Origin of the sequence: Streptomyces sp. NBC_01334 (assembly GCF_035983595.1) — a bacterium.
In the GTDB taxonomy this organism is placed as follows: domain Bacteria; phylum Actinomycetota; class Actinomycetes; order Streptomycetales; family Streptomycetaceae; genus Streptomyces; species Streptomyces coriariae.
In genome coordinates this window covers 6686059-6709193 of the sequence record NZ_CP130718.1, presented here as the reverse complement: position 1 = coordinate 6709193, position 23135 = coordinate 6686059, and the positions used below count along the sequence as shown (strand labels likewise).

Annotated in this window: 16 protein-coding genes and 1 pseudogene; 8 read left to right on the top strand and 9 right to left on the bottom strand. The window is 71.8% G+C overall.

The window, feature by feature from the left end; genetic code table 11:
• Positions 1 to 2: 2 nt before the first annotated feature.
• The 6 genes from OG736_RS30250 to OG736_RS30225 form a co-directional block, all read right to left on the bottom strand.
• The gene (locus OG736_RS30250; RefSeq protein ID WP_327185182.1) at positions 3 to 1199 is read right to left on the bottom strand and encodes a YVTN family beta-propeller repeat protein; all 1197 of its coding nucleotides are present in this window, start codon (positions 1197 to 1199) and stop codon (positions 3 to 5) included.
• Entirely contained in the window at positions 1199 to 2029 is an 831-nt protein-coding gene (locus OG736_RS30245) for a polysaccharide deacetylase family protein (protein WP_327185181.1), read from the bottom strand. The genes OG736_RS30250 and OG736_RS30245 overlap by 1 nt, the downstream gene beginning before the upstream one ends.
• A gap of 188 nt (positions 2030 to 2217) precedes the next feature.
• Positions 2218 to 2721: an ATP-binding protein gene (locus tag OG736_RS30240; RefSeq protein ID WP_267018340.1), complete on the bottom strand. Its 504-nt coding sequence runs from the start codon at positions 2719 to 2721 to the stop codon at positions 2218 to 2220.
• A gap of 288 nt (positions 2722 to 3009) precedes the next feature.
• Entirely contained in the window at positions 3010 to 3777 is a 768-nt protein-coding gene (locus OG736_RS30235) for an enoyl-CoA hydratase/isomerase family protein (protein WP_327185180.1), read from the bottom strand.
• Between the two features lie 129 nt (positions 3778 to 3906).
• The gene (locus OG736_RS30230; protein ID WP_442817094.1) at positions 3907 to 5160 is read right to left on the bottom strand and encodes a L,D-transpeptidase; all 1254 of its coding nucleotides are present in this window, start codon (positions 5158 to 5160) and stop codon (positions 3907 to 3909) included.
• Between the two features lie 169 nt (positions 5161 to 5329).
• The gene (locus tag OG736_RS30225; protein ID WP_327185179.1) at positions 5330 to 6574 is read right to left on the bottom strand and encodes a L,D-transpeptidase; all 1245 of its coding nucleotides are present in this window, start codon (positions 6572 to 6574) and stop codon (positions 5330 to 5332) included.
• 153 nt (positions 6575 to 6727) lie between these two features.
• On the opposite strand from OG736_RS30225, the gene glgX reads away from it, so the two are divergent.
• The gene (glgX, locus tag OG736_RS30220; protein WP_327185178.1) at positions 6728 to 8980 is read left to right on the top strand and encodes a glycogen debranching protein GlgX; all 2253 of its coding nucleotides are present in this window, start codon (positions 6728 to 6730) and stop codon (positions 8978 to 8980) included.
• Positions 8981 to 9132: 152 nt separating this feature from the next.
• Positions 9133 to 10566 (top strand): sulfatase family protein, encoded by a 1434-nt coding sequence (locus tag OG736_RS30215; RefSeq protein WP_327185177.1) that lies wholly within the window; start codon positions 9133 to 9135, stop codon positions 10564 to 10566.
• 181 nt (positions 10567 to 10747) lie between these two features.
• On the opposite strand, the gene OG736_RS30205 is transcribed toward OG736_RS30215, so the two are convergent.
• Positions 10748 to 11482, bottom strand: coding sequence for an ABC transporter permease (locus OG736_RS30205; protein WP_327185176.1), 735 nt, complete (start codon positions 11480 to 11482; stop codon positions 10748 to 10750).
• Positions 11483 to 11654: 172 nt separating this feature from the next.
• Positions 11655 to 12020 (bottom strand): annotated as a pseudogene (locus OG736_RS30200) (ATP-binding cassette domain-containing protein); the annotation flags it as partial.
• A 182-nt stretch (positions 12021 to 12202) separates the two neighbouring features.
• Between OG736_RS30200 and OG736_RS30195 the strand changes: the two are divergent.
• Genes OG736_RS30195 through OG736_RS30180 form a run of 4 tightly spaced genes read left to right on the top strand, consistent with a single transcriptional unit; the run spans position 12203 to position 19595 of the window.
• Entirely contained in the window at positions 12203 to 14056 is a 1854-nt protein-coding gene (locus OG736_RS30195; RefSeq protein WP_327185175.1) for an ABC transporter ATP-binding protein, read from the top strand.
• Positions 14053 to 15912, top strand: coding sequence for an ABC transporter ATP-binding protein (locus OG736_RS30190; protein WP_327185174.1), 1860 nt, complete (start codon positions 14053 to 14055; stop codon positions 15910 to 15912). Before OG736_RS30195 ends, OG736_RS30190 begins: the two co-directional genes overlap by 4 nt.
• Before the next feature lie 39 nt (positions 15913 to 15951).
• The gene (locus tag OG736_RS30185; RefSeq protein ID WP_327185173.1) at positions 15952 to 17775 is read left to right on the top strand and encodes an ABC transporter transmembrane domain-containing protein; all 1824 of its coding nucleotides are present in this window, start codon (positions 15952 to 15954) and stop codon (positions 17773 to 17775) included.
• Positions 17772 to 19595: an ABC transporter ATP-binding protein gene (locus OG736_RS30180; protein WP_327185172.1), complete on the top strand. Its 1824-nt coding sequence runs from the start codon at positions 17772 to 17774 to the stop codon at positions 19593 to 19595. The genes OG736_RS30185 and OG736_RS30180 overlap by 4 nt, the downstream gene beginning before the upstream one ends.
• Here OG736_RS30180 and OG736_RS30175 read toward each other — a convergent pair.
• Positions 19583 to 20236 carry a TetR/AcrR family transcriptional regulator gene (locus OG736_RS30175; RefSeq protein ID WP_327185171.1) on the bottom strand — a complete coding sequence of 218 codons (654 nt, stop codon included), beginning with the start codon at positions 20234 to 20236 and terminating at the stop codon, positions 19583 to 19585. The two genes, OG736_RS30180 and OG736_RS30175, sit on opposite strands and share 13 nt — an antisense overlap.
• A 90-nt stretch (positions 20237 to 20326) precedes the next feature.
• On the opposite strand from OG736_RS30175, the gene OG736_RS30170 reads away from it, so the two are divergent.
• Together OG736_RS30170 and OG736_RS30165 are read left to right on the top strand one after the other, a co-directional pair.
• Positions 20327 to 20722 carry a Dabb family protein gene (locus tag OG736_RS30170; RefSeq protein WP_327185170.1) on the top strand — a complete coding sequence of 132 codons (396 nt, stop codon included), beginning with the start codon at positions 20327 to 20329 and terminating at the stop codon, positions 20720 to 20722.
• A 310-nt stretch (positions 20723 to 21032) separates the two neighbouring features.
• Entirely contained in the window at positions 21033 to 23084 is a 2052-nt protein-coding gene (locus tag OG736_RS30165) for a M4 family metallopeptidase (RefSeq protein ID WP_442817093.1), read from the top strand.
• The last annotated feature ends 51 nt before the right edge of the window (positions 23085 to 23135 follow it).

The following is a 23135-nucleotide window of genomic DNA, read 5'->3' as shown; positions in this document are numbered from 1 at the left end:
CCCTAGCGGAAGATGCCGGTGTGGCCGAGCGAGTAGCGGCCCGGCTGCGGGTAGACGGCCAGACCGTGCGGGCCCCTGCCGACCTTGATCCGGGCGAGCTGCTCTCCGGTGCCGGTGTCGATGGCGTACACCTCGGAGTTGTACCGCCCCGACAGCCACAGCACCTTGCCGTCCGCCGAGACGCCGCCCATGTCGGGGCTGCCGCCGTGCGGGAGGCGCCACTTCTTGGTGAGCGCGTTCTCGTGGAATTCGAAGACGGAGACGGTGCCCTCGCCGCGGTTGGAGACGTACATCTCTCGGGAGTCGCGGCCGATGTACAGCCCGTGGCAGCCCTTGCCGGTGTGCAGGAACTCCGGTTTGCCGAAGGTGTCGCCGTCGACGATCCACATCCCGTCGGCCATCATGTCCGCGATGTAGAACCGCTTCCCGTCGGGCGAGACCTTCACGTCCTGCGGCATGGCGCCCTTGAAGGGCAGTCTCTGCTGCCCGACGACCTTCATCTTCTCGGTGTCGACCTTCAGCAGTTCACCGCTGAACTCGCAGGACACGATGAAGTACCTCCCGTCGAGGGAGAAGTCGGCGTGGTTGACGCCGTAGCAGGTGACCGGTTCCGTCTTGATCCGCTTCATGGTGTGCGGGTCGCGGAAGACGAGTTCACGGTCGAGGGAGGCCATGACGACGGCGTATTTGCCGTTGGGCGTGAAGTAGAGGTTGTACGGGTCGTGCACCTCGACCGACTTGCCCGCCTTGCCGGTCTTCGGGTCGATGGGGGTGAGGGTGTGCCCCCGGTTGTTGTTGACCCACAGCGTCTTCATGTCCCAGGAGGGGACGACGTGCTGCGGCTGCCGCCCCACCCGGAGGGTCTCGATCACCTCGTACGTCTTCGGGTCGATGACGGAGACGGTGTCGGACTCGGTGTTGGGGACGTACACCCGGGACGGGAAGTCCTTGACCACCGGGGAGAGCTTGCCGGGGCGGTCGGCGGCGTAGACGTCCTTGGGGTCGAGTACCGGCGGCATGCCGGGCAGGCCTTCGACGACGGGCTTGCGGGCCTTCTTCGCCGGTGCGGGAGCGGCCGCCTTGGTGGCGCCGCTCCGCCCTTCCTCGGCTGCCCCGCCCCCACCGTCGGTGCCGCAGGCGGCGAGGACGGTGAGCGCGGCGCCGGAGAGCAGGGCGCTTTTCACGAGGTTGCGGTGCATCAGCCGATCAGCTCCGTGGTGGTGACCGCGCGCAGTCCGCGGCGGTCGAGTTCGTCGAGTACGGCGGGGAGCGCGGCGACCGTGTCCGCGTACCCGAAGTGCAGGCTCACGACGGACCCGTCCCGGATCCCGCCGAGGATGTTGCGGGCGACGGCGGCGGCACCGGGCGAGGTGAAGTCGAGGGAGTCGACGTCGTAGGAGAGGACGTGCGGGTAGCCGGCGCGGCGGGCCAGCGTCGCCACGAGCGGGGAGGCGCGGGTGGCGCGGGAGGGCCGGAACCAGGTGCCGATGGACCCGGTGAGCCTGCGCAGCCGCTCGGCGCACCCGGTGATCTCGGCCGCCGCCTCGGCCTCCGGCATGGCGTTGATGTCCAGATGGCGCTGGGTGTGGTTGCCGAGGTCGTGGCCGCCGTCGAGAATCCGGCGGGCGAGGCCGGGGTGTTCGTCCAGCCAGGACCCGACGGCCAGCACGGTGACCCGCGCGCCGTGCCGCTCGGCTTCCCCGAGCAGGGCCCGGGCGACGGAGGGCTCCCCCTGACCGTGGAAGGTGAGAGCGACCCGGGACCGACCGCTCGGACCGTGGCTGATCTGAGCGGGCTGCCGGGGAAAGGCACGGGGCGCGGGGGCGGCGAGCGGACGGGCGGGGGCCTTCGGGGCGCGGGTGGGGGCCGCGGGGCCCGGGGAGGCGGAGGCGGAGGCGGGGGCATGCGGGGCGACGGCGCCGGAAGGGGACTTGAAGGGCGAGCACGCGGCCGCGAACGCACCCCCGGCGACGAGCCCGGCGCCCGCCCGCAACACGGAACGACGGTCGGATGTGGTCACCCGCACCATTTAAGGGTGGATATGGGGCAATTCTGGCCATTGACGCAGCGCAGCGCGCCACCAGGGCATACGTGTGCAGCCCGTCCGGCCTTCGAGGACGAGGCCCGCTCAGGGCCGAAGCGGAGGCCTGGGGGCGGCAGCCCCCAGAAGACGGCCACGAGACACACCCGCACATACCCGGCCGACCGCCGGGGGCATCAGCGGTCGGCGACCCGCATCTCGAACCACGTCGTCTTGCCTCGGGGCAGCAGATCCACGCCCCAGCGGTCGGAGAGTTTGTCGACGAGGAACAGCCCCCGTCCGCTGACGTCCAGTTCCTGGACCGGCATCAGACAGGGCAGCCCCCGGGAGGGATCGCGGACCTCGACCCGGATCCAGCCGCGTCGGCGCCGCATCCGGAGGCCGAAGACCCGGGCACCGGTGTGCCGTACGGCGTTGCCGACGAGCTCGGAGACGAGGAGGACCACGTCCTCGGTCATCTTGGGGGTCAGCCCCCACTGGCGCAGGACGACGACCTGGGCCAGCCGGCGGGCCGTGGCGGCGGACTCGGGGCGGGACGGCAGCGGAACCTCGCCGTCCGTCGGGTTGCCGAACAACTCCAGCGCCTTCGACGCCCGTTCGTCCTCGACCGCAGGCGACCAGCGCGCCGCGGTCGCACGGCTCGGTCCCCGCGGCTGTTCGATGCCCTCCAGCCCCGCCATGCCCCCATCATGGCCGCCCGGAGCCCCCTCCGGGGCCGTTCCGACGGAATACGCCCCCCGGAATCCACCGTTCCGGATGGATCGATCGGCATATGCCGGGGGCAGTTCAAAGCCCGACAAACCGGGACTGACCTGCGGCGACAACTCGCCGGGAGATGCTCGGCGGGGCCACTCGACAAGGCAGGCTTAAGGTCGCCTTAAGGTTCCCATAAACCGCCCCATCGAGGGACCCGAATAAGACGCTCCGTCAATTGCAAGTGATTCCGGGGAGTTTGAAGGAGACCTCTCTCACAGGAACTTGGCCTTGCCCGGGCCTTCCTCGACGAAGCTGCGCATGCCGATCTCGCGGTCGGCGGTCGCGAACAGACCCGCGAACCAGTTCCGTTCGACCGCCAGACCCGTCTCGATGTCGGTCTCCAGACCGGTGTCGATCGACTCCTTCGCGGCCCGCAGCGCGATCGCCGGACCCTGTGCCAGCTTCGCGGCCCAGCGGTGCGCCTCCGTGTACACGTCGGCGGCCGGGACGACCCGGTCCACCAGGCCCAGGGCCAGTGCCTCGTCGGCCTTCACCATCCGGCCCGTGAAGATCAGGTCCTTCGCCTTGGAGGGGCCGACCAGCCGGGAGAGGCGCTGGGTGCCGCCGGCCCCGGGGATGAGCCCGAGCAGGATCTCCGGCTGGCCCAGCTTGGCGTTGTCCCCGGCGATCCTGAAGTCCGCGCAGAGCGCGAGCTCGCAGCCGCCGCCCAGCGCGTAGCCGGTCACCGCCGCGACGACCGGCTTGGGGATGCGGGCCACCGCCGTGAAGGAGTCCTGGAGGGCGCGGGCGCGCAGGACCATCGCGGTGTGGTCCATCTCCTGCATCTCCTTGATGTCCGCGCCCGCCGCGAACACCTTCTCACCGCCGTACACGACGACCGCGCGTACGTCGTCACGACGGGTCGCCTCCTCGGCGAGCTCCTTGAGCCGGTCCTGGGTGGCCACGTCCAGCGCGTTCATGGGCGGGCGGTCGAGACGCAGCGTGCCGACACCGTCGGCGACTTCGAGATTCACGGTCATGGCAGCAGGTTAACGCTGACTAACGGCGGCGGAGTCGGTGCGGTCGGTCACATCGGAGGGAGGAGACGACGAAGGGCCCGGTGCCGCGGGTCGCGGCGCCGGGCCCTTCCTGCAGTCATCGAGCGGGTGCTACTTCGTCCACTCCGCCCACGGGATGTTCCAGCCGTTGAGGCCGTTGGCCGGGTTGACCGTCGGGTCGGTGGAGTTCTTCACGACCACCACGTCGCCGACCATCGAGTGGTTGAAGAACCACGCGGCCGGCACACCGCTGTCGTAGCCGCCGCGCACGTCCCGCAGGCCGATGCAGCCGTGGCTGGCGTTGTAGTTGCCGAAGGCGTCGCCGCCCCAGTAGTTGCCGTGCACGAAGGTGCCGGAGTCGGTCAGGCGGATGGCGTGCGGGACATCCTTGATGTCGTACTCGCCGTCGTAACCGACCGTGTCACCGTTCATGCGGGTCACGGTGAACTTCTCGCTCATGACCATCTGGCCGTTCCAGGTGGCGTAGCCGGGCTTGCCGGTGGTGACCGGAATGGTCTTGACGACCTTGCCCTCCTGCGTGACCTTCATGGTGTGCTTCTTGGCGTCCACGACGGACACCTGGTCGCGACCGATGGTGAAGGAGACCGTCTTGGCCTGCTTGCCGTAGACGCCCTTGCGGCCCTCGACGCCGTCGAGGTTCAGCTTCACCGTGACCTTGGTGCCGGCCTTCCAGTACTTCTCCGGACGGAAGTCGAGACGGTCGTTGCCGAACCAGTGGCCCTGGACGTCGACGGCCGGCACGGTCGTGATGGAGATGGCCTTCTCCACGTCGTCCGGGTGGGTGATGCCCCGGGTGAAGCGCACCGAGAACGGCATGCCGACACCGACCGTGGAGCCGTCCTCGGGCGTGAAGTTGCCGGTGAAGGTGTTCTGCGGGCTCAGCGTGGTGAAGGACGAGTCCTCGGCGGCCGTACGGCCCTCGGAGTCCTTCGCGACCGCGTGCACCTGGTACTTGGTGGACCCGGCGAGGTGCGTGGCCGGCGTCCAGCCGACGCCGTCCGCGGAGATCGCGCCGGCGACCGCCGTCCCCTTGTCGTCCTTGACGACGACCTCGGTCAGTTTGCCCTTGGCGGCCGTCACCTTCAGGGCGCCGCTGGTGTCGACGTCCTTGGCACCGGTCTTCGGGGCGATGGTCACGACCGCCTCGGACTGCTTGCTCTCGGCGGTGGCCGAGGCGCCCTTGCCTTCGGAGCCCGCGTCCTTCGTGGACCCGGAGTCCGAGTCCCCGCCCCCGCCGCAGGCCGTGACGGCCAGCAGCAGGCCGCCGACGATCAGCGCCAACCGCTTGTCGCGGCCGCGCGAGCGCCCCCCAACCGACGCCCCCGATATCGGTCGCACGTTCAAAGTCGTTCTCCCCACTCCCCGGGCCCTCCCCGGGCCCGCACCGCGACGCGTCCCCCGCGTTCGCCGCATATTAACCACAAGGTCAACGGCCTGGACGGGCCAAGATTGTCACCGTTCAGTCCCAACTAGGACCGTGCGAACGCGGGGAAGGTTGCATCGAGGGGCGAGGTCATTTCAGGGCGCCGCCGGCGATCCACTCCTTCCAGGTCATGTTCCAGCCGCCGAGCCCGTTGTCCGGGGCGACCTGCTTGTCCTTGCTGTGCACGACCTCGATGACGTCACCGACGAGCGAGCGGTCGAAGAACCAGCCCGCGGGCGTGTCCGACGCGCCCCCCTTGACGTCCCTGAGGCCCACGCAGCCATGACTCACGTTGACCCGGCCGAAGACGTCCTCCGCCCAGTAGTTGCCGTGCAGGAAGGTGCCGGAGCTCGTCAGCCGCATGGCGTGCGGCACGTCCGGAATGTCGTACTCGCCCTTGCCGTTCGCCTTCTTGAAGCCGACCGTGGCGCCGTTCATCCGGGTCAGCTCCAGCATCTCGGTCACCACCATCTTCCCGTTGTAGGTGGTGTTCTTCGGCGCCCCGGCCGTGATCGGCACGGTGGCCAGCAGTTCGTCGTCCCGCCGCACCTGCATGGTGTGCTTCGCCGCGTCCACCAGGGACACCTGGCTGCGGCCGACGGTGAAGGAGAACGACTTGTCCTGGAGCCCGTAGACACCGGGCGCCCCCTCGACGTCCCGCAGCCCGAGCGTGACGGTGACCCGGGTGCCGGGCTCCCAGTACTCCTCGGGCCGGAAGTCGAGCCGGGTGTCGCCGAACCAGTGCGGCCGGATGTCCACCGCGGGTTCGGCCGTGACCCGGATGGCGCGCTGGACCGCGGCCCGGTTGTCGATCTCCCGGTTGAACTCCAGCGAGACGATCATCCCGGTGCCCACGGTGGAGCGGTTCTCCGGGGTGACGTAGCCGATGAAGCGCTCTTCGGGGACGTAGGTGGTGAAGGTGGTGTGCCGGGCCGAGCGGTTCCCGTCGCCGTCCAGGGCGACGGCGTCGACGGTGTAGCGGGCGGCGAGCCCGAGCCGGTCGTCGTCCGGCCGCCAGCTCGATCCGTCCGCGGTGATCCTGCCCGGGACCGGGGTCTCCTGGGCGTCCTGCGACCTGACGACCTTCACCGACTCCAGCCGCCCGCCCGGTGCCCGCACCAACAGCCGCTCCTCGGGCCGTACCCCTTTCGTTCCGTCCGCCGGGGTGACGCGGATGACGTCCTCGGGGGCCGGGGGTTTGCCGAGCACCCGGTCGAGTCCGCTCCGGCTGTCCTCGCCGGTGCAACCGGCGGCCCCGGCCAGTAGTCCTGCCCATGTCAGTACGGCGGCCAGTGCGACCCCCGCGCGCCGTGCGCGCCCATGTACGTGCCTCACATGGTGCCCAACGACCGGGCACGCTCCGGGGAAACGTGAGTGCGAGGGCCGCTCTGGGCAGAAAAGGGGGGAGGACGACGCGACGGGGAGCCGCGGCCGGGACACCGCGCGCTCTTTTCCCACGTCGTTCCATGAGCCGCGGGAGGCTGAACGGTGTCCAGCGCAGCCGAGCAGGAGGCGGTGGCGGAACTCGCCACGCCGGACACCGTCATGAACGGTGCATCGCGCAAGGTGCCGGGTCCACCCGTGTGGCCGGGCGCGTCCACACCGCTGGGCGCCCGGTTCCGGGTCGGCCCGGACGGGGTCGCGGGCACCAACTTCGCCCTGTGGGCGGGTGGGGCGGAGTCGGTCGAACTGTGCCTGTTCGACGAGGCCGGCCGGGAGACCCGTGCCCGCCTCACCGAGCTCACGCACGAGATCTGGCACGGCTTCGTGCCCGGGATCATGCCGGGCCAGCGCTACGGCTACCGGGTGCACGGCCGCTGGGACCCGTGGACCGGCGGCCGCTGGAACCCGGCGAAGCTGCTCCTGGACCCGTACGCCAGGGCGGTGGACGGCGAGTTCAGCCTGCCGCCGGAGGTCTACGGGCATGTCCGTGACTGGCCCCAGCAGCAGGTCGCCGACACCGTGCGCGACGAACGGGACTCGGCACCCCACGTCCCCAAGGGCGTCGTCGTGCACGACGACGACGACTGGGCCGACGACCGCCGCCCGAAGACGCCCTGGGCGGACTCGGTGATCTACGAGCTGCATGTGCGCGGCTTCACCCGGCTGCACCCGGAGATCCCGGAGGAACTGCGCGGCACGTACGCCGGGCTGGCGCACCCGGCGGCCGTGGAGCACCTGGTGAAGCTGGGCGTCACGGCGGTGGAGCTGCTGCCCGTCCACCAGTTCGCGCACGAGGACCATCTGCTGCGCAGGGGGCTCAAGAACTACTGGGGCTACAACTCCATCGGCTACTTCGCCCCGCACGCCGCGTACGCCTCCGCCGGGACGACGGGCGGGCAGGTCGGCGAGTTCAAGCGGATGGTGCGCGCCCTGCACGCGGCCGGCATCGAGGTGATCCTCGACGTCGTCTACAACCACACGGCGGAGGCCGGCGAGCTGGGGCCGACGCTGTCGCTGAAGGGCATCGACAACCGGGGCTACTACCGGGTGCAGTCGGACGCGCGCAGGTACGCCGACTACACGGGCTGCGGGAACACCCTGCACGTGGTCCAGCCCCATGTGCTGAGGCTGATCACCGACTCGCTGCGCTACTGGGTGACGGAGATGGGCGTCGACGGCTTCCGTTTCGACCTGGCGGCGGCGCTGGCCCGCTCCATGCACGACGTCGACATGCTGTCCCCGTTCCTCGCGGTGATCGCGCAGGACCCGGTGCTGCGGCGGGTGAAGCTGATCGCCGAACCCTGGGACGTGGGCTCGGGCGGCTACCAGGTGGGCGCCTTCCCGCCCCTGTGGACGGAGTGGAACGACCGCTACCGCGACGCCGTACGGGACTTCTGGCGGCACGCGCTGCCGGACGTGCGGGAGATGGGCTACCGGCTGTCGGGGTCGAGCGACCTGTACGCGTGGGGCGGACGCCGGCCCTACGCGTCGGTTAACTTCGTGACCGCGCACGACGGCTTCACCCTGCGCGACCTGGTGTCGTACGACCGCAAGCACAACGAGGCCAACGGCGAGGGCAACCGGGACGGTACGAACGACAACCGCTCCTGGAACGGCGGCACCGAGGGCGAGACGGCCGACGAGCGGGTCCTCGCGCTGCGGCGGAGGCAGCTGCGGAACCTGCTCACGACGCTGCTGCTGTCGACGGGCGTGCCGATGCTGGTCGCGGGCGACGAGCTGGGGCGCACCCAGCGGGGCAACAACAACGCCTACTGCCAGGACAACGAGATCAGCTGGGTGGACTGGGGGCTGCTCGAGGAGCCGGGGTGGCGGGCCCTGTTCGACCTGACCGCCCGGCTGATCGCGCTGCGCCACCGGCACCCGGTGCTCCGCCGCCGCGCCTTCTTCTCCGGGCGGGCGCATTCGGCGGACGGACTGCGGGATCTCGCCTGGTTCACCGAGCGGGGCACGGAGATGACCGAAGGGGACTGGTACGCGCCCGCGGCGACCCTCGGGATGTACCTGTCCGGACGGGACATCCCCGGCCGGGACGAGCGGGGCGTGCCGATCACCGACGACAGCTTCCTCGCCGTCCTGCACGCCGGGGACCGGCCGGTGAGCTTCGTCCTGCCGGGGGCGCCGTGGGCTGAGCGGTACGAGGTGGTCGTCGACACGTCGAGCGAGGAGCAGGGGGAGGCGCCGGGGGTGACGCACCCGGCGGGGATGCCGGTCACGGTGCCGGGGCGGGCGGTGCTGCTGCTGCGGGTGGTGGGGTGGGACAACGTTGCAGGCCCATGAACTCCCCGGCGGATTCCTGGTCCTGAGGCCGGCCGGCTGATCACATTGAAGCCACGCCCTGTCTCCTCCTGCCCCCCTTGCTCCGCTCTCCTCCCTTCGCTCCCTTCGCTCCCTTCGCTCCCTTCGTCGACTCCCCGCTGCGAGGATCCCGCATGCCCGAAATATCCCGTCGTGCGTTCGGTGGACTGGTCGGCGGCGGCGCGGTCACGGCCGTCGCCGCCGGTACCGGCACCGCCGAGGCCGCCGGCACGAGCACCGCCGAGACCGCCCCCGTCGAGCGCCCCTTCCGCGCCCGGACCGCCTCCGCCGCGCCGGGCCGCCGCCCCAACCTCCTGGTCATCCTCGGTGACGACCTGGGCTGGGCCGACCTGTCGTCCTACGGCGCCCCGCACATCAGGACGCCGAACCTGGACCGGCTGGCCCGGCAGGGAGTGCGCTTCACCGACGCGTACTCGGGGTCGGCGACCTGCTCCCCCACCCGGTTCAGCCTGTACACCGGGCGGTACCCCGGGCGCACCAAGGGCGGGCTGGCCGAGCCGATCGCCAACAAGACGCAGGGCCTGGACCCGAACCACCCCACCCTGGCCTCCCTGCTGAAGAAGGCGGGCTACTCGACCGCGCTGATCGGCAAGTGGCACTGCGGCTGGCTGCCGGACTACAGCCCCACCAGGTCCGGCTGGGACGAGTTCTTCGGCAATCACGGAGGCGTGCTGGAGTACTTCTCCAAGCTGGGCCAGCTCGGTGACTACGACCTCTACGAGGGGGACGCCGAGTACAAGGACCTGCGCTACTACACCGAGGTCCTCACCGAGCGGGCGGTCGAGTACGTCGGCCGGGACCACGACAGGCCGTGGCTGCTGAACCTCAACTTCACCACCCCGCACTGGCCCTGGCTCGCGGAGGACGACGCCGAGACGGGCGCCGAGATCGCGGCGAAGATCCGGGCCGCGAAGACCCAGGCAGAGGTCGGCCGGGCCCTGAACCACTACGACGGCGGCTCGGTCGAGAAGTACGCGCAGATGGTGGAGAGCCTGGACGCGGCGGTCGGCGAGGTCCTCACCGCGCTGCGCCGCTCCGGCCAGGAGGAGAACACGCTGGTGCTGTTCGCCAGCGACAACGGCGGTGAGCGGTATTCCTACAACTGGCCCCTCAGCGGCCAGAAGTTCGTCCTGCTGGAGGGCGGGATCCGGGTCCCGACGATCGTCCGCTGGCCCGCCCGCATCGACGGCCACCAGGTCAGCCACGAACCGAACGTCTCCCCCGACTGGACGGCGACCCTGCTGGAACTGGCGGGCGCCCGCCCCGATCCGGCGTATCCGCTGGACGGCACGAGCCTCGCCGGATACCTGCTGCGCGGTGAACGGCTCCCGGAGCACGACCTGTTCTGGCGGGTCCGGGCCAACCGGGCGCTGCGCCGCGGGGACTGGAAGTACTACCAGGACGCCACGAAGACCGACCACCTCTACAACCTGGCCGCCGACTCGCGTGAACAGGCCGACCTCGCCCCGGACCGGCCCGAGCTGCTCGCCGAGCTGAAGGCGGCCTGGGAACGGACCGCGGCCGGGCTGCTGCCGTACACCGACTGAGCGGTCCCCCCCCCATGCGGTGTACCACTCGGCGGAACGGTCGATCCGGGCGGCGGAGGCGACCGCCAGAACGACACCGACGCCGAGCAGCCCGTAGGGCCCCCAGGTGTGCAACTGCTCCCAGCGCCGTTCGATCTGCCGGTCCGCCGTCGTCATCTCCCCAGTCTGCACGGCCCCTCGCCTACTCCCAACGGAACCAGCGGGCCGCGGCGCCCGTCAGCAGCAGGATCCACATCGCCGGCACGCCCAGGTGGCCCCAGCCCGGCCAGTGGCCGGCCGCGGCCTGGTCCAGGGCCTGCGCGGCCACTCCGAAGGGGGTACAGCCCACGATGCGGGCCAGGACCTCCGGCATGGCCTGCACCGGCACCCACACGCCCGCGCAGAACATCGACGGGAAGAACACGGCGGAGCCGATCGCGCCCGCGATCTTCGTCGTGCGGGACAGGGCCGACACCACCGATCCGAGAGCCAGGGCGACCAGGACGGCCGACAGCAGGGCGAGGGCGTATCCGAAGGGCTGCTCCGGCAGCCGGACGTCGAAGCCGAGCCGTCCGACGACGAGGACCGGCAGAGCCGACAGCAGGGAGGCCCCGCCGTACACCGTCATCTGCGCGGACAGCAGGGCGGCCGGGCGGACCGGCGTGGAGGACATCCGGCGCAGGATGCCTCGCTCCCGGTAGCCGGTGAGGGTCTGCGGCATCGACTGGAGACCGCCGACGATCAGGCCGAGCAGGACGGCCACCGGGACGTAGGCGTCGACGGTGCGCAGCCCGCCGAGGTCGTCGTTCGGCCGCCGGAAGGACGGGAGGGAGCCGAGGATCACCAGGAGGAGCGTCGGGAAGACCAGGATCCAGAAGAGGGCACCGGGTTCGCGCCGGAAGAGGCGGACCTCGGTCCTCAGTACGGCGGTGCTCATGCCGCTGCCTCCTTCGTGGCGTCCTCGGCCTCGTCCTTCGTGAGGTCCAGGAACGCCTCGTCGAGCGTGGCGTCCAGAACGCGCAACTGGTGGGCGGTGACGCGGTTGCGGGCGAGCAGCGTGATGACCGCGTTGACGGTCTCGTCGGTACCGGTCAGCGTGATCCGGCCGTCCTTGGCGTCAGCCCCAGGCGTTCGGCGAGCGGACGCCAGTCCAGCGGGCTCGGGTAGAGCGCGGCGTACAGCTCCAGTGCCTCGCGGACGGTGAGTTTCGCCTGGAGCTCGCTCTGCTGGAGCTGGGTGCCGAGGACCCGGGCGGCCTTCTCGTGGTCGGCGACGGGGTCGAGGCCGGTGACCCGGACGCGGCCCGCGTCCGGCACCCGCAGGCCCTCGATGCACTCGACGGTGGTGGTCTTGCCGGCGCCGTTCGGGCCGAGGATCCCGAAGATCTCGCCCTCCTCCACGGTGAAGGAGACGCCGTCGACGGCCGCACGGCCGTCGTAGGACTTGCGCAGCTCGGTGACTTCGATGACGGGCATGGCACCAGCGTCGCGGGCGGCCCCGGGTCCGCACATCGGCCGACTCGCTCGAACGGGCCTCAGCCGATCGGTCGATGCGCCGGTACGACCCCTCGAACACGCAGGTCGTAGGACCAGCGGCCGAGCCGGGTCCGGCCAAAACTCGGTGGGCGTTGTCAGTGCCGGTCCGTAGGCTCGCGGTGATGCCCAGGACACCTGCAACCGCTTCCCAGGACCGCTCCGCCGTACGCTCCCTGCTGCGTCTGTGGCCGTACGTCCGTCCCGTGCGGATACGGCTGTTCGCGGCCGCCTTCGTCGCCGTGCTCGCCTCCTGTACGGGGCTGGTCATCCCGCTCGTCCTGAAGTGGATGGTGGACGGCCCGGTGGCCGACAAGGACACCGCCGGGGTCTGGCTGGGCGCGCTCTGCCTGCTGCTGCTCGGGTTCGCGGAGGCGCTGCTGTTCGGGTTGCGGCGCTGGCTGGTGGCGCGTCCGCTGTCGCATGTCGAGGCGGAGATGCGGGCGGAGCTCTACGGGCGGCTCCAGCGGCTGCCGGTGGCGTTCCACGACCGGTGGGCGTCGGGGCAGTTGCTGTCCCGGGCGACCGCCGATCTGGGGCTGCTGCGCATGTTCCTCGCCTTCCCGCTGACGTTCCTGCTGGTCAACTCGGTGACGATCCTGTTCGGGGTGGTCATCATGCTGCTCCAGGACTGGACGCTCGGGCTGGTCATCCTCGGACCGGCCATCCCGGTCGTCGTGATGTGCGTGTACTTCGAGAACCGGTACGCGGTCGTGGCGCGGCGCGCCCAGGACCAGGCCGGGGACCTGACGACGGTGGTCGAGGAGAGCGTCCTCGGGATCAGGATCATCAAGGGCTTCGGGCGGCACCGCAGCCAGGCGCGGGCCTTCCGGGAGCTGTCGTCGACGCTGCGCGGCACGGAGCTGCGCAAGGCGCGGCTGCTGGCCACGATCTGGGCCGTCATCGTGACGCTCCCGGAGGTGGCGATCGGGGCGGCGCTGGTGCTCGGCACGGTGCAGGTGGCGGACGGCGAGCTGTCCGCGGGCACCCTGGTCGCCTTCCTGTCCACGGCGCTCGCGCTGCGCTGGCCGGTGGACTCGATCGGCTTCCTGCTGGCGATGAGCCAGGAGGCGGCGACGGCGACGGAGCGCTACTTCGAGGTGATGGACGAGGCGCCCGAGGAGCCCGACGGCCGGGGCGGCCGGGCCGCCACGTCCGAAGGCGGTCTGCGGTTCGACGGCGTCACCTTCCGCTATCCCGACGCCTCCCCCGAGTCCCCGCCCACTCTCGACGGCGTCGACCTGCACGTCCGGCCCGGCGAGTCCATGGCGCTGGTCGGGGCGACCGGCAGCGGGAAGACGACGCTCACGGCCCTGGTCCCCCGACTGCACGAGGTGACCGCCGGCCGCATCACGCTCGACGGCGAGGACATCACCGCTATGTCCCGCGAGGAGCTGCGCTCGCGGGTCGCCGTCGCCTTCGAGGAGCCGACCCTGTTCTCCGCGAGCGTCGGGGAGAACGTCCTCATGGGAGCGGCGGACGGGGCGGGCGCCGTCGAGCTGGAGCGGGCGCTGGACGTGGCCCAGGCGGACTTCGCGCGCGCGTTGCCGCAGGGCGTCGAGACACAGGTCGGCGAGCAGGGGCTCAGTCTCTCCGGCGGGCAGCGGCAGCGCCTCGCGCTGGCCAGAGCCGTCGTCGGGCAGCCCCGGTTCCTCGTGCTTGACGACCCGCTGTCCGCCCTGGACGTGCACACCGAGGCGGCCGTGGAAGCGGCTCTGCGGCAGGTCCTCGCCGACACCACCGCGCTGATCGTGGCGCACCGCCCGTCCACCGTGCTCCTCGCCGACCGTGTGGCCCTGCTGTCCGACGGGCGCGTCACCGCCGTGGGCACCCATCACGAACTGCTGCGCAGCAACAACGAGTACGCCCACCTCATGTCCGGCGAGCCGACCGGATCACCGTCCGCAGAGCCGTCCGGAACATCGTCCGGGACACCGTCCGGAACTCACTTCGGGGAACAGGAGGCCGACCGCCGATGACCGCCCCCACCACCGCTTCCCCCGTCACCGACGACGACCCCGAAGTCCCCCCGCGGACCAGCGCCGACGACCCCTTCGACAAGGACGTCCTGCCCACCCCGCCCGGCGCCACGGGCGCGCTGCTGCGTTCCCTGCTCGCGCCCATGCGGGCGCGGGTGGCCTTCACCTCGCTCCTGCTGCTGCTCCAGCAGGCGGCCGTGCAGGCCGGCCCGCTGCTGGTGGCGTACGCCATCGACCGCGCCGTACCGGCGTTCCGGGCCGACGACCACGGGCCGCTCGTCGCGGTCGGCGTCGGCTATCTGCTGTGCGCGCTGGTCTCCGGCGGACTCCAGTACGCCTTTCTGATCGCCTCCGCCCGGGTCAACCAGGACGCGCTGCTCGATCTGCGCGGCCGGATCTTCCGGCACGCGCAGGCGCTGAGCCTCGACTTCCACGAGCGCTACACCTCGGGCCGGCTCATCTCCCGCTCCACCACGGACGTGGAGTCGCTGCGCGAGCTGCTCAGCGAGGGTCTCCAGGAACTCGTGACGGTGATCCTCTCCTTCCTCTACATCTCGGCCATGCTGCTCTGGCTGGACCTGGGTCTCGGGGCCGTCGCGGTGGCCTCCTTCGTACCGCTGTACCTCCTCGTCAGGATCTACCAGCGGCGCGCCGGGCAGGTGTTCCGGGCCCGCTCCACCGCGATCGCGGCCGTGATCGTGAAGTTCGTCGAGACGATGAACGGCATCCGGCCGGTGCGCGCGTTCCGCCGCGAGCCCGTCAACGACGCCGACTTCCGCGTCCTGAACCAGCGGCACGAACGGATCAACGGCAACGCGCTCCTGGAGATGGCCCGGTACGTCACCGGATCGCGGCTGGTCGCGAACACGGCGGTCGCGGGGATCGTGCTGTGGGGCGCCACCCGGGTGGCCGACGGCTCGCTGGAGCTGGGGGTGCTGGCGGCGGCGGTGCTGTATCTGCGGCGGCTGTACGACCCGATAGACCGGCTCGCCATGTTCCTCAACTCCTACCAGTCGGCGGCCGCCTCGCTGGAGAAGATCGCGGGGCTGCTCGCGCAGACCCCGTCCGTGCCCGAGCCGTCGGCACCGCGGGAACTGCCGCCGCTGGAGGGTGAGCTGCCCGGCCGGGAGGTCGTCTTCGACGGGGTCTCCTTCGGCTACCGCACGGGTGGCGAGATCCTCCCCCGCTTCGATCTGACCCTGCCCGCCGGGCAGACCGTCGCCGTGGTCGGCTCGACCGGCGCGGGCAAGTCCACGCTGGCCAAGCTGCTCGCCCGCTTCTACGACCCCTCCGGGGGGCGGGTGCTGCTGGACGGGGTCGACCTGCGCGAGCTGGCCGTGCCCGAACTGCGGCGCGGGGTGGTCATGGTGACGCAGGAGGCGTTCCTGTTCTCCGGCACGGTCGCCGAGAACATCGCCATCGGCCGGCCGGACGCGAGCCGGGAGGAGATCGAGCGGGCGGCGAAGGCGCTCGGCGCGCACGAGTTCATCAGCGCCCTGCCCGACGGCTACGACACCGACGTCCGCAAGCGCGGTGGTCGTATCTCCGCCGGGCAGCGCCAACTCGTCGCTTTCGCACGGGCGTTGCTCGCCGACCCGGCGGTGCTGATCCTCGACGAGGCGACCAGCTCGCTCGACGTCCCGGGCGAGCGGGCCGTGCAGGCGGCGATGGCGACGGTGCTGAAGGGCCGTACGGCGGTGGTGATCGCGCACCGGCTGTCGACCGTGGAGATCGCCGACCGGGTCCTGGTCATGGAGCACGGGAGGATCGTCGAGGACGGCAGCCCGGCCGGACTGATCGCGGGCACCGGCCGGTTCGCGGACCTGCACCGGGCTTGGCGGGACAGTCTGGCGTGAGCGTCCAGGGGGAACTACGGGGGCCGGAAGGACGAGTGGATGATCGACGCGTACGAGGATCCCGGCACGCCCGACAGCCGCGGCGGCTGGGCGTACCTGGCGTGGCTGGTGCGGTGCCAGCCGTGGCGGGCGCTGGCCGGGGCCGTGCTGGCCAGTGTCTGGATGGTGCTGATGGCGGTGGCGCCGTACCTGCTGTCGAAGGCGGTGGACGACGGCCTCGAGCCCGGTGACACGGCGGCGCTGGCCGGCTGGACGGCGGCCCTGTTCGCGGTGGGCGCGTTCAACGCCTGGGTGAGCATCATGCGGCACCGCACGATGACCCGGGTGCGCATGGACGCGTACGTCCGCACCACCAAGGTCGTCGTCGGACACACGCTGCGGCTCGGCGCCGCGCTGCCGCGCCAGGTGGGGGCAGCGGAGGTCGTCACCATCGGGGTGAGCGACGTGCACACGATCGCGGGCGCGCTGACGGTGATCGGGCCGGGCGTCGGCTCGGTCGTCGTCTGTGTCTTCGTCGCCGGGCTGCTGCTGTCGGTGTCGCCGCTGCTGGCGGCGGTCGTACTGCTGGGGATGCCGGTGGTCGCGGTGCTGGTCGGGCCGCTGATGTCGCGGTTGCAGGGCACGGAGACCGAGTACCGCGAGCGGCAGGGAGTGCTCACCGCGCGGATCGGCGATCTCGCGGGCGGGCTGCGGGTGCTCAACGGGCTCGGTGGCAAGGAGCTGTTCGCGGCCTCCTTCGACCGCGACTCGCAGCGGCTGCGGACGCAGGGCTACCGGGTCGGCGCGGTCACCAGCTGGATGCAGGCGCTCGGGGTGGGCCTGCCGACGCTGTTCCTCGCCGTGGTGACCTGGCTGGCGGCCCGGCTCGCCGCCCAGGGGGACATGACCGTCGGCGAGTTGGTGTCGGTGTACGGCTATGTCGCGGTCCTGATCGGCCCGGTGGCGTTCCTCGTCGACATGGGCTACCAGCTCAGCCGGGGTGTGGTGGCCGCCCGGCGCGTCGTACGGCTGCTGCGGCTGGAACCGGCCCCCGACACCGACACCAGCGCCGGCAGCGGAACCGACACCGGTGTCGCCGACGCGCCCGTCGAGCCGTCGGTGCTGCACGACCCCGTCTCGGGTGTGCGGGTGGCGCCGGGCCGGCTGACCGCGCTGGTCGGCGCCCGGCACGCGGAGGTGACCGCCGTCGTAGACCGGCTCGGCCGGTACGGCCCCACGGACGCCACCTGGGGCGGGGTACGGCTGGACGCCGTCCCGCTGGACCAGGTCAGGGAACGGATCCTGGTCGCCGACAACGAGGCCGACCTGTTCGCCGGGAGTCTGCGCGAGGTGGTGGGCGGACGGCGTGCGCCCTCCCCGGCGGACGTCGGGCGGGCGGTGCGGGCGGCGGCCGCCGACGACATCGTGCAGGGCCTGCCGGAGGGACTCGGGTCACCCGTGACCGCGCAGGGCCGCAGCCTCTCCGGCGGCCAGCGGCAACGGGTCCGGCTGGTACGGGCGTTGCTCGCCGACCCCGGGACACTGCTGGCCGTCGAGCCGACGTCGGCGCTCGACGCGCACACGGAGGCGGCGGTCGCCCGGCGGCTGCGCGCGGCACGGACCGGCCGGACCACGGTGGTGACCACCACCTCCCCGCTGCTGCTCGCCCAGGCGGACACCGTCCACTACCTGGTCGACGGAAAGGTGACGGCGACCGGCCACCACCACGACCTGCTGGAACGGGAACCGGGATACCGGTCCTTGGTGGCACGAGACACCGACGACACGGACGACACCGACCCGGTCCCGGGTGACGTTGCCGTGGGCGGGGACACGGGCACGGGTTCGGACACGGGCGCCGGTGCCGAGGAGGTCGTGCGGTGACGGTGGCCGACGAGGGCTCGGGCCGGTTGCCGGTGGCCGAGCCCGGTGACGTGCGGCGGGCGGCGGTCCGGCTGTTGCGGGCCGACCGGCGGGCCTTCGCCGGCGCCCTCGCCCTGAACGTGCTCGCCGCCGGGGCCGGCCTGGCCGGGCCGTGGCTGCTGGGGCGGATCATCGACGAGGTGCGGGCCGGACACGGCACCGGGGCCGTGGACCGGCTGGCGGCGGCCATCCTGGCGTGCGCGCTCGCGCAGCTGCTGCTGGCCCGCTGGGCCCGGTACGCGGGACACCGCTTCGGTGAGCGGACGCTGGCACGGGTGCGGGAGGAGTTCGTCGGGCGGGCGCTCGCGCTGCCCGCGTCGGTCGTGGAGCGGGCCGGCACCGGCGATCTGACCACGCGCGGCACCGCCGACGTGGCGGCCGTGGGCACGACCCTGCGGGACGCCGGGCCCGAGCTGCTGGTCTGCACGGTCCAGGCGCTGTTCACGCTCGGCGCGGTGTTCGTGATCGACCCGCTGCTCGGTGCGATCGGGGTGCTGGGACTGACCCCGATCTGGTTCGCGCTGCGCTGGTATCTGCGGCGGGCGCGCGCGGCCTATCTCGCCGAGGGCGCGGCCACCTCCGAGGTCGCCGAGATCGTCGCCGCCACCGCGTCCGGGGCGCGCACGGTCGAGGCGTTCCGGCTCCAGGAGCGGCGGACGGCGGCGAGCCGGGACGCGCTGGAGATCTCGCGCCGCACCCGCTTCCGTACCCTCCACCTGCGTTCGGTGTTCTTCCCGGTGATCGAGGTGTCGTACTCGCTGCCGGTGGCGGGCGTGCTGCTGCTGGGCGGCGCGCTGCACGCGCGGGGCGCGATGAGCCTGGGCGCGGTGGTGGCGGCCGCGCTGTATCTGCGGCAGTTCACCGAACCGCTCGACCAGATCCTGCTGCGCGTCGAGCAACTCCAGAGCAGTGGCGCCTCGTTCGCCCGGGTGGAGGGGTTGGCCAGGGCGCCGCGCGCCGAGCCGGACGGCGGGGCGCCCACTCCGGCGGACGACCGGATCGACGTGACGGGCGTGCGGTACGCCTACGAGCGCGGCGGCGAGGTGCTGCGCGGGGTCGACCTGACGGTGCGGCCCGGGGAGCGGCTCGCGGTCGTCGGCCCGTCGGGCGCGGGCAAGACCACGCTGAGCAGGCTGCTCGCGGGCGTGGACGCGCCGAGCGCGGGCACGGTGACGGTGGGCGGGGTGCCGGTCGCGGAGCTGGCGCCCGAGACACTGCGCCGGCAGGTCGTGCTGGTCACCCAGGAGCACCATGTCTTCCTCGGCACGGTCCGCGACAACCTCCTGATCGCCGAACCGGCCGCGAGCGACGCGCAGTTGTGGGCGGCGCTGGCCGCGGTCGGTGCCGCCGACTGGGTCCGGGAGCTGCCCGGCGGCCTCGATGCCGCGCTCGGCGGGGGCGGTATCCGTACGGACGGCTCGCAGGCCCAGCAACTCGCCCTGGCACGGGTGGTGCTGGCCGATCCGCACACGCTGATCCTGGACGAGGCGACGGCCCTGCTGGATCCGACCACCGCCCGGCACACCGAGCGGGCACTGGCCGCCGTGCTCCGGGGCCGGACCGTCATCGCCATCGCCCACCGCCTGCACACCGCGCACGACGCGGACCGGGTCGCCGTGATGCAGGACGGCCGTCTCACCGAACTCGGCACGCACGAGGCGCTGGTGACGGCGGGCGGAGCGTACGAGGCGCTCTGGCGGACCTGGCACGGGGAGCGCGCGGGGGACGGCCAGGCCCTGCCCCGGGCGGGAGGCGGGTCCGGAAGGGATCAGACCCCGTAGGCCCGCATGAACGTGTCCACCGCGGCCTCGGCCACCGCACGCGTCTCGGCCGCGGAAACACCGCGGGTGCCGAGGCGGGTGCGGGTCTCCAGGGGGGCGGTGAGCAGCGCCAGGTAGTGCTCCGCGGCGACGCCCGGGTCGCACGGCCGCAGCCGGCCGGCCAGCGCCAGTCGGGCCAGCCGGTCGGCCAGCGCCTCCGCGAGCCGCACCGAGGTGCGTGACTGCACCGCGTCCACCAGGTCGGGGGCCGAGCCGACCTGGGAGTACGTCAGCCAGCGCAGGGCGCGCGAGCGCTCGCCGCAGCACACCGTCAGCAGCCGTCGGCCGACGTCCTCCAGGGCCGCGGGCAGGTCGTCACCGGGGTCGCGCAGCCGCTCCAGGACGGCGAGGTTCTCGACCAGGACCATGTCGGCGGCGTCCTCCAAGGACTCCCGGAAGAGGGTCTCCTTGTCGTGCAGGTGGTTGTAGACGGTCGGCTTGGCGACACCGGCCGTCTCGGCGATCTCCTTCACGCAGGTCTGTGCGTAGCCGCGGCGGGCGAACACGGCGAAGGCGGCGTCGAGGATCGTCCGGCGCTTGTCGACGCGCTTGCCGATCCGGTCCCGCGGGGCCGGAGGCACGGCCGGACTTTTCGCGTTCACCCGCGCAGCGTACCGCCCTGTGTTGAACTGATCAGGCAACAGAATTGAACCCATGGGTTCAGTTGGGACATCGCCCCGGAGGAGGCGCACGTGATCGTCAACATCCTGCGGTTCAGCTTCAAGGACGGCACGAGCGAGAAGGAACAGGCCGCGGTGCTGGCCGCGATGCGACGTACGGCGTCCGTGGAGTCCGCGGCGTTCGGCGTCGTCGGCCGGGACATCGGGGACCCCGCCGAGGGCTACACCCACGCCTACTGCGCGGGCGTGCCGGACCTGGCCGCACTGGAGCGGTACATGCACGACCCGGTGCACCTGACGGGCGACCGGGAGATCCTGCCGCACCTCCAGCGCATCACGGCGGTCCGCCTCACCGACGAGAGCGACCCCGAAACGGGCGAGAGGGTGACGTCGCTGCACCTGGCCAAGGTCGCCAAGTACCCGGAGTGGGCACGGTCGTTGGCCTCGATCCCCGAGTCGCCCTTCTGAGTCACGCTTCCGAGCCGCGCTCCGAAGCCGCGCTTCCGAGTCGCGCTTCGGAGCCGCCCGGAAGAGACGGTCCGTATAGCGAACATGAACTACCGGACAACGAACCGTTTCCGGCCAACTTCCTGACGCGCTCCTGACAGATAGCGCAATCCACTGCCACTCTTCCCACTGCTGGTTCACAGCAACCCCACAGCTACGCCCGCTCCACGTTCCGCCTTTGTTCTGCGTACCGCCTTTGTCGTGCCCGCACGGCTCACCCGCCGTCGGGTCTCCCCTGGCCGCGTGACCCGTGGCCGCGCAGAAGGAGTCAGTGTTGAGCAGCAGTCCCTCTCGCAGACGCACCCCCCACAGCACCTCCCGTCGCGCCGCGGCCGTCGCCCTCGTCGGCGTCTCCGCGCTCATCGCCGCCGCCGTGCAGTCCGGCGCCGCGACCGCCGCCCCGGTGAAGGCACCGCAGGCGGCGAGTCAGGCCGACCCGGGCGCCGAGTCGATACGCCTCACCCCCGCCCAGCGTGCCGCGCTGATACGCGACGCGGACGCCGGCAAGGCGGCCACCGCCAAGGAGCTGGGCCTCGGCGCCAAGGAGGCGCTCGTCGTCCGTGACGTCGTCAAGGACGCCGACGGCACCCTGCACACCCGCTACGAGCGCACCTACGGCGGCCTGCCGGTCCTCGGCGGCGACCTGGTCGTCGAGACCGCGAAGTCCGGCGCCACCGAGGCCGTCACCAAGGCCACCCGGACGGCCATCAAGGTCGCCTCGCTCTCGCCCACCGTCAGCGCGGCCAAGGCGCAGAAGCAGGCGCTGAGCCTCGCCGCGGCCGCGGGCGCCGAGCAGGCGGACACCGACCGCGCCCCGCGCAAGGTGATCTGGGCGGCGAACGGCACGCCGGTCCTGGCCTACGAGACGGTCGTCGGCGGCCTCCAGGAGGACGGCACCCCGAACGAGCTGCACGTCGTCACCGACGCCACCACCGGCGCGAAGCTGTACGAGTACCAGGGCGTCGAGACCGGCACCGGCAACACGATGTACAGCGGCCAGGTGACCCTCGGCACCACGCAGTCGGGTTCGACGTACAACCTGACCGACGGGGCGCGCGGCGGCCACAAGACGTACAACCTCAACCGGGGCACCTCCGGCACCGGCACGCTCTTCTCGGGCTCCGACGACGTCTGGGGCACCGGCGCCGCGTCCAACCTGGAGACCGCGGGGGCCGACGCGCACTACGGCGCGGCCCTGACCTGGGACTACTACAAGAACGTGCACGGCCGCTCCGGCATCAGGGGCGACGGCGTCGGCGCGTACTCCCGGGTCCACTACGGCAACAACTACGTCAACGCGTTCTGGCAGGACAGCTGCTTCTGCATGACGTACGGCGACGGCTCGGGCAACACCCACCCGCTCACCGCCATCGACGTGGCCGGCCACGAGATGACGCACGGCGTCACCGCCAACACCGCGGGCCTCAACTACAGCGGTGAGTCCGGCGGCCTCAACGAGGCGACCTCGGACATCTTCGGCACCTCGGTGGAGTTCTACGCGCAGAACGCCTCCGACGTCGGTGACTACCTCATCGGCGAGGAGATCGACATCAACGGCGACGGCTCGCCGCTGCGTTACATGGACAAGCCGAGCAAGGACGGCGCGTCGAAGGACAGCTGGTACTCGGGGATCGGATCGGTCGACGTCCACTACTCGTCCGGCCCGGCGAACCACTTCTTCTACCTCCTGTCGGAGGGCAGCGGCGCCAAGGTCATCAACGGCGTCAGCTACAACTCCGCCACCGCGGACGGCCTTCCGGTCACCGGCATCGGCCGCGACAAGGCGGAGAAGATCTGGTTCCGCGCGCTGACCACGAAGTTCACCTCGACCACCAACTACGCGGCGGCCCGCACCGGCACGCTGGCGGCGGCCGGTGAGCTGTACGGCACGACCTCCACCGAGTACAAGGCCGTACAGGACGCGTGGGCCGGCGTCGCGGTCGGCGCCCGTTCCGGCGGGGGCGGCGGGGGCGGCACCTCCTTCGAGAACACCGCCGACGTATCGATTCCGGACAACGGGGCGGCGGTCACCTCCTCGGTCACCGTCTCCGGCCGGACCGGCAACGCGCCCTCGAACCTCGCGGTGGCGGTCGACATCGTCCACACCTACATCGGTGACCTCCAGGTGCAGTTGCTCGCCCCCGACGGCACGGCCTACACGCTGAAGGCGTACGGCACCGGCGGCAGCACGGACAACATCAACACCACGTACACCGTGAACGCGTCCTCCGAGGTCGCCAACGGGGTCTGGAAGCTGCGGGTCCAGGACAACGCGGCCCAGGACACCGGCTACATCAACAGCTGGAAACTGACCTTCCCGTAGGTCACAGGCCCCACAGGGCTCGCGCACAGCCGACCGACCGGCCTCGCACAG

What these genes read in the sequence shown, in the direction of transcription:
- OG736_RS30205 (WP_327185176.1), bottom strand. Translation starts at nt 11,482, where the DNA reads ATGAGCACCGCCGTACTGAGGACCGAGGTCCGCCTCTTCCGGCGCGAA.
- OG736_RS30235 (WP_327185180.1), bottom strand. Translation starts at nt 3,777, where the DNA reads ATGACCGTGAATCTCGAAGTCGCCGACGGTGTCGGCACGCTGCGTCTC.
- OG736_RS30240 (WP_267018340.1), bottom strand. Translation starts at nt 2,721, where the DNA reads ATGGCGGGGCTGGAGGGCATCGAACAGCCGCGGGGACCGAGCCGTGCG.
- OG736_RS30250 (WP_327185182.1), bottom strand. Translation starts at nt 1,199, where the DNA reads ATGCACCGCAACCTCGTGAAAAGCGCCCTGCTCTCCGGCGCCGCGCTC.
- OG736_RS30195 (WP_327185175.1), top strand. Translation starts at nt 12,203, where the DNA reads ATGCCCAGGACACCTGCAACCGCTTCCCAGGACCGCTCCGCCGTACGC.
- OG736_RS30185 (WP_327185173.1), top strand. Translation starts at nt 15,952, where the DNA reads ATGATCGACGCGTACGAGGATCCCGGCACGCCCGACAGCCGCGGCGGC.
- OG736_RS30245 (WP_327185181.1), bottom strand. Translation starts at nt 2,029, where the DNA reads ATGGTGCGGGTGACCACATCCGACCGTCGTTCCGTGTTGCGGGCGGGC.
- OG736_RS30215 (WP_327185177.1), top strand. Translation starts at nt 9,133, where the DNA reads ATGCCCGAAATATCCCGTCGTGCGTTCGGTGGACTGGTCGGCGGCGGC.
- OG736_RS30190 (WP_327185174.1), top strand. Translation starts at nt 14,053, where the DNA reads ATGACCGCCCCCACCACCGCTTCCCCCGTCACCGACGACGACCCCGAA.